The sequence below is a fragment of the uncultured Pluralibacter sp. genome, from assembly GCF_913775985.1.
Taxonomy (GTDB): domain Bacteria; phylum Pseudomonadota; class Gammaproteobacteria; order Enterobacterales; family Enterobacteriaceae; genus Pluralibacter.
The window spans coordinates 1-5,759 of record NZ_CAJYMB010000148.1; the positions used below are offsets into that span (position 1 = coordinate 1).

Sequence of the window (5,759 nt, forward strand, 5' to 3'; positions counted from 1 at the left end):
CCCCCGGAAGCGGGATCTGGTGGCAGGAACAGTTTCCGGGGGCGCTGGTGCCGCGCACCCCGGATGCGGCGCTGATTGTTACGGAAATCACGCGCCGCGGGGCATCGGTTACTTCAGTAGCCTGACCTTAACCGCCCGGCCTTTGATTTTACCCTGCTGCAGCTGTTTCCAGGCCTGGCGCGCTACCGCAGCGCGAATGGCGACGAAGGCGTGGATCGGATGAATATCAATTTTGCCAATGTCGGCGCCGTTGAGGCCGAGGTCGCCGGTGAGCGCACCGAGAATATCGCCGGGGCGCATTTTAGCTTTTTTACCGCCGTCGATGCACAGAGTCGCCATTTCCGCTTCCAGCGGGACGACGCTGGTGCCCGCCGGCAGGGTCTGCCAGCTGAGCTTCATGTGCAGCATCTCCTCCAGCGCCGCGGCGCGCTGCGCCTCTTCCGGCGCGCACAGGCTGATGGCTAAGCCGCCCTCGCCCGCCCGGGCGGTGCGCCCGATGCGGTGAACGTGAACTTCCGGATCCCAGGCCAGCTCGTAGTTAATCACCATCTCCAGCCCCTTGATGTCGAGGCCGCGGGCGGCAACGTCGGTGGCCACCAGCACCCGGCAGCTGCCGTTAGCAAAGCGCACCAGCGTGTGGTCGCGATCGCGCTGTTCCATATCGCCGTGCAGGGCCAGCACGCTCTGGCGGCTGTCGGTGAGCGCGTCCATTACCGCCTGACAATCTTTTTTGGTGTTGCAGAACACCACGCAGGACGCGGGCTGGTGCTTGCTGAGCAGCTGCTGCAGCAGGGTAATCTTGCGCCCGCGGGCCACTTCATAGAACTGCTGCTCCACCGCCGGTAGCTCATCAACGCTGTCGATCTCAATTGCCAGCGGAGAACGCTGGATGCGGGCGCTGATTGCCGCGATGGCCTTCGGCCAGGTAGCGGAGAACAGCAGCGTCTGGCGCGCCTCGGGGGCGTGGGCAATCATCTGGTCGATCGCCTCGGCGAAGCCCATATCCAGCATCCGGTCCGCTTCGTCGAGCACCAGGGTTTTGAGCGCGTCGAGGTTCACCGTCTCTTTGTTGAGGTGATCGAGCAGGCGGCCCGGCGTGGCGACAATAATGTGCGGGGCGTGGATAAGCGAATCGCGCTGGACGCTGAACGGCAGGCCGCCGCACAGGGTCAGCACTTTAATGTTTGGCATGTAGCGCGCCAGGCGGCGCAGCTCTTTTGCCACCTGATCCGCCAGCTCGCGGGTCGGGCACAGCACCAGCGACTGGGTAACAAACTGCGCGGCATCCACGTGCTGCAGCAGCCCGAGGCCGAACGCCGCGGTTTTACCGCTGCCGGTTTTGGCCTGCGCGCGAACGTCCTGTCCTGCCAGAATGGCCGGCAGCGCCGCCTCCTGGACCGGGGTCATGGCGGTGTAGCCCAGCTCGTTGAGGTTGGCGAGTTGTTCTTCAGGAAGGAGATTGAGTTCGGCAAAAGAGGTCACGATAGGTATTTCCGGTTTGGCCAGCGGGCGGGCCGGCGGCAATAAAAAAGGGGCTCATCATACCACCCGAGCCCCTTTCTGACGCCTCTTTTCAGTCAACGATTTACTTATTCAGCCGCGGAAACAGCGCCCTTGCCGACAAGTGGTTAATCTGCGCCTGTTCGTTGTCGCGGTAGCCGGCGTAAGCATCGAGGCTTTCGGTAAAGGAGACGGCAACGGAGGTCGGCGCATAGGGGAAGTCGCTGCCGTACAGGACGTGGCCCGGTTTGGCGAAGGCCAACAGCGCTTTCAGGGTCACGTCGCCGCCGGACAGGGCGGTATCGAAGTAAAATGCTTTCAGATCATCAACCATTGATGCTTTGGTTATCTGCGGATCGAGCACCGGAATAAGTTCGGCAAAGCGCAGCGCGGCATAAGGCAGGAAGCCGCCGGCGTGGGACAAAATCACCTTCATTTTTTTGAAGGTGCGCATCACACCGTTACTGACCATATGCAGCGCCGTGCGAGTGGTATCCATCGGGTAGTCGGCAACCGGCCCGGGGATCCCGGGGATAACGTCCATCGGCGGCTTGGTCGGGTGGATAAAGACCACCGCGCCGAGGTCGTCAAGCGCCTGCCACAGCGGGCGGAAGCGGGCGTCCCCCAGGTAAATGCCGTTGTAGTTGGTCAGCAGCACCACGCCGTCGGCGTGCAGCTCGCGGAAGGCATACTCCAGCTCGCGGATGGCGGCGTCCACGTCCGGCAGCGGCAGGGTGACAAAGTTGCCAAAGCGCGTCGGGTGCTGGCTGACGAGGTTGGCGGTGTATTCATTCACCTGGCGAGCCATGTCGGCAGCGCCCTTGCCCTGCCAGCCCGCCACGCCCGGCGCGGTTAGCGACAGAACGCCAGTCTGGATCTGCAGCGAATCCATAAAATCAAGCGCGTGCTGCGGCGACCAGGTCGGCGTTGCCCAGCCGGAAGGATCGCCGCCGTGATCGGGTAGCGCCTTCGCCCATACCGGAGGAACCACGTGCTGATGAACATCAATACGCTGAAAATCTGACATAGCCTGTACCTCATGATTCGTGTTGGTAGATCTAAGGTAGCCTGCTATTTTCAATACATCCAGTTCATTGATTTCATCAATTGATGCCTAAAAAGGATGAATAAGCGTGGAACTTCGCCATCTCAGGTATTTCACCACCGTTGCCGAGCAGCTGCACTTCGGGCGCGCGGCGGAAAAATTAAACATCGTGCAATCGGCGCTGAGCCGGCAGATCCAGGATCTGGAAAACGAGCTGCAGCTGGCGCTGTTTATTCGCGACAGTCGAAACGTGCGCCTGACCGAGGCCGGGACGCTGTTTTATGAAGAAGCGAAAGCCATTCTCAGCAAGAGCGACCGGGCGGTACAGCTGGTCAAAACCCTGGCGCAGGGCTACGCCGGGCGGCTGCGGATTGGCTTCGTCGGTATCGCCGGCGTCTCCGGCATTTTGCAGGCCTTTCTGGCAGACTTCCGCAGCCGCTATCCGCAGCTGCTGATCGAACTTATCGAAGCGGAGAACCACGTGCAGATCCGCCGGCTAAAAGAGGGGGAGCTGGACGCGGCGATTGTGACCTTCGCCGAAGAGGAGCCCGACGCGCTGGAGAGCTTTACGCTGCACGCTTCCCGCTGGGTAATCGGCATGAGCACCGCCAGCCCGCTGGCCGGGTTTGCCGAATTGAGCGCCGCGCAGTTGCATGACGAAAGCTTTATCCTGTACGGCAATCCGCAGGCGGAATCCACCCAGCGGGCGCTGATTGCGTCCTTTTTAAGCGCCGAGCCGCGCATTGTTAACTACGCCAACAGCACCCTCAGCACCCTGACCCTGATAGCGGCAGGTTACGGCATCGCGCTGGTGCCCGAAAGCATGCGCCAGGTTGGCGTACCAGGCATCACCTTCAGGCCGCTGGCCGGGCTGAATCGTACGGTTGATATCCGTATCTGCACTCTGCGCCACGGCGCATCCCCGCAGGTGGGCCATCTGCTTTCAGCGCTGCAATCCTTTTGCCGCGGGAGGTCGCGGCCCGCCCTGGCGGATTTATCCGCAATGGTCGAAAATGGGAGGCCGGACACACGCGGCGCAGAATAATCGGCTAAGGTTTTGATAAGGCTAGTCACAGCAGCGACGCTGTGGGCCTGAAAGGAGAATCTTCGATGATAAAATCTGCTCTGCGCCGCCCTGTCCCGTTCCTTTTGGTTTTACCCTTTGCCGCAGGCTGCGCCCTGCTCTCGCTGGCTCCGGCCCGGGCGGATGAGGTGAAAACGCCCCCGCCGCCGGATATTCTGCTGGGCCCGCTGTTTAACGCCGTGCAGAGCGCGAAGCTGTTTCCCGATCAAAAAACCTTCGCTGACGCGGTGCCTAAGGGCGATCCGCTGACGATCCTCGCCGACTACCGGATGCAGCAGAGCCAGCGCAGCTTCGATCTTCGCCACTTTGTCAGCCTCAATTTCACCCTCCCGAAAGAGAACGCTAAGTACACGCCGCCGACAGGACAGAGCCTGCGCCAGCATATTGACGGCCTGTGGCCGGTGCTGACCCGCACCACCGGCAGCGTGGAGAAGTGGGATTCCCTGCTGCCGCTGCCCAAGCCCTACGTGGTGCCGGGCGGGCGCTTTCGCGAGGTCTACTACTGGGACAGCTACTTCACCATGCTGGGCCTGGCGGAGAGCGGCCGCTGGGACAGCGTTCGCGACATGGTGGATAACTTCGCCTACGAAATTGACACCTGGGGGCACATTCCCAACGGCAACCGCAGCTACTACCTGAGCCGCTCCCAGCCGCCCTTCTTTTCGCTGATGGTTGAGCTTCTCGCCAGCCGCGACGGCGATACTGCGCTGGTGAAATATTTGCCGCAGATGAAAAAAGAGCACGACTACTGGATGGCCGGCGCCGACGGGCTGGAAAAAAGTAAAGCGGCAGAAAGGGTCGTAAAAATGGCCGACGGCAGCTTGCTAAACCGCTACTGGGACGCGCGGGATACGCCGCGTCCTGAATCCTGGGTTGAGGATATCAATACCGCCAAAAGTAATCCCGAGCGTCCGGCGGCGGAAATCTATCGCGATCTGCGCGCCGCCGCGGCATCGGGCTGGGACTTCAGCTCCCGCTGGCTGGACGATCCGCAAAAGCTCAACACGATCCACACCACCCGCATCGTGCCGGTGGATCTCAACGCCCTGATGTTCAGCATGGAGAAGACGCTCGCCCGCGCAAGCATCGCTGCCAAAGACGACGATGCCGCGCGGCACTATACGGCGATGGCTGACGCGCGCCGGACGGCCATCGAGAAGTATCTCTGGAACAATAAGGCGGGCTGGTACGCCGATTACGATCTGAAAAATCATCAGGTGCGCGGCCAGCTGACCGCCGCCGCGCTGTTCCCGCTGTTTGTTAACGCCGCTTCCAAAGAGCGGGCGGCCAAAATGGCCAGCGTCGCCGAGTCCCGGCTGCTGAAGGCGGGCGGCATTACCACCACCACCGTCAGCAGCGGTCAGCAGTGGGATCAGCCTAACGGCTGGGCGCCGCTGCAGTGGGTGGCGGTGCAGGGCCTGACCAACTATGGCAGCAGCAAAGTGGCGATGGAAATTACCTGGCGCTTCCTGAGCAACGTGCAGCGCACCTACGACCGGGAGCAGAAGCTGGTAGAGAAGTATGACGTGGTCAGTGCCGGCGCGGGAGGCGGCGGCGGCGAGTATCCCCTGCAGGACGGGTTTGGCTGGAGCAACGGCGTAACGCTGAAAATGCTGGATATGCTGTGCCCGAAAGCGCAGCCCTGCGACAGCGTACCGAAGGCGCGGCCCGCGGCTGCGGGTGAACCCGCTGCCGCGCAGGCCGTTAAATCATAATCACACCGCGGCAGCCTTTCCGGCTGCCGCTTCTTTTGCCCGTCAGTCGACGGCATTCATGGCTTTCTGTACTTTCCAGATATAGCGCGGCGCCTGCGAAGACGGATGATTTTTGACGATGTAGTCAAAGAACTCGTCTTTATCGAGCCCGTTAATTTCTCGAATGGCTTTTTTGCGATCCGAGGAGAAGGTGCGCAGCAGCGCGCCAGCGCCGTTAACATAAGAGACCACCAGCGCGTACTGCATCACCTGCGGATCGTCAATGCCGGCCAGCGTGCCGTGTTCAAGAATGCTCAGGTACGCGGCGCCCATGGAAATATTCCGTTCGGGATTCTTCAGCTCGCTGGTGGACGGCTGCCCGCGCCAGCCCATATAGCGATAAACCTCGCGCCCGGCGGTGGAAGCCTTGAGCTGC

General features: G+C 61.6%; 5 protein-coding genes. 2 read left to right on the forward strand and 3 right to left on the reverse strand.

Annotation, left to right across the window (positions count from 1 at the left end):
• Nucleotides 1–108: 108 nt before the first annotated feature.
• A complete protein-coding gene (gene dbpA, locus QZ766_RS20190) occupies nt 109–1,482 on the reverse strand; it encodes an ATP-dependent RNA helicase DbpA (protein ID WP_297206503.1) in 1,374 nt (457 codons plus the stop codon).
• Nucleotides 1,483–1,585: 103 nt separating this feature from the next.
• Nucleotides 1,586–2,527 (reverse strand): amidohydrolase family protein, encoded by a 942-nt coding sequence (locus QZ766_RS20195; protein WP_297206506.1) that lies wholly within the window; start codon nt 2,525–2,527, stop codon nt 1,586–1,588.
• Between the two features lie 106 nt (nt 2,528–2,633).
• Here QZ766_RS20195 and QZ766_RS20200 point away from each other — a divergent pair, with 106 nt between their 5' ends.
• A complete protein-coding gene (locus QZ766_RS20200) occupies nt 2,634–3,590 on the forward strand; it encodes a LysR substrate-binding domain-containing protein (RefSeq protein ID WP_297206509.1) in 957 nt (318 codons plus the stop codon).
• A gap of 65 nt (nt 3,591–3,655) precedes the next feature.
• Nucleotides 3,656–5,344 carry an alpha,alpha-trehalase TreA gene (treA, locus tag QZ766_RS20205; RefSeq protein ID WP_297206511.1) on the forward strand — a complete coding sequence of 563 codons (1,689 nt, stop codon included), beginning with the start codon at nt 3,656–3,658 and terminating at the stop codon, nt 5,342–5,344.
• A gap of 42 nt (nt 5,345–5,386) precedes the next feature.
• Here the strand turns inward: treA and emtA are convergent.
• Nucleotides 5,387–5,759: membrane-bound lytic murein transglycosylase EmtA (gene emtA / locus QZ766_RS20210; protein ID WP_297206513.1), on the reverse strand; the 373-nt coding region annotated here is incomplete at its 5' end.

What these genes read in the sequence shown, in the direction of transcription:
- QZ766_RS20195 (WP_297206506.1), bottom strand. Translation starts at nt 2,527, where the DNA reads ATGTCAGATTTTCAGCGTATTGATGTTCATCAGCACGTGGTTCCTCCG.
- treA (WP_297206511.1), top strand. Translation starts at nt 3,656, where the DNA reads ATGATAAAATCTGCTCTGCGCCGCCCTGTCCCGTTCCTTTTGGTTTTA.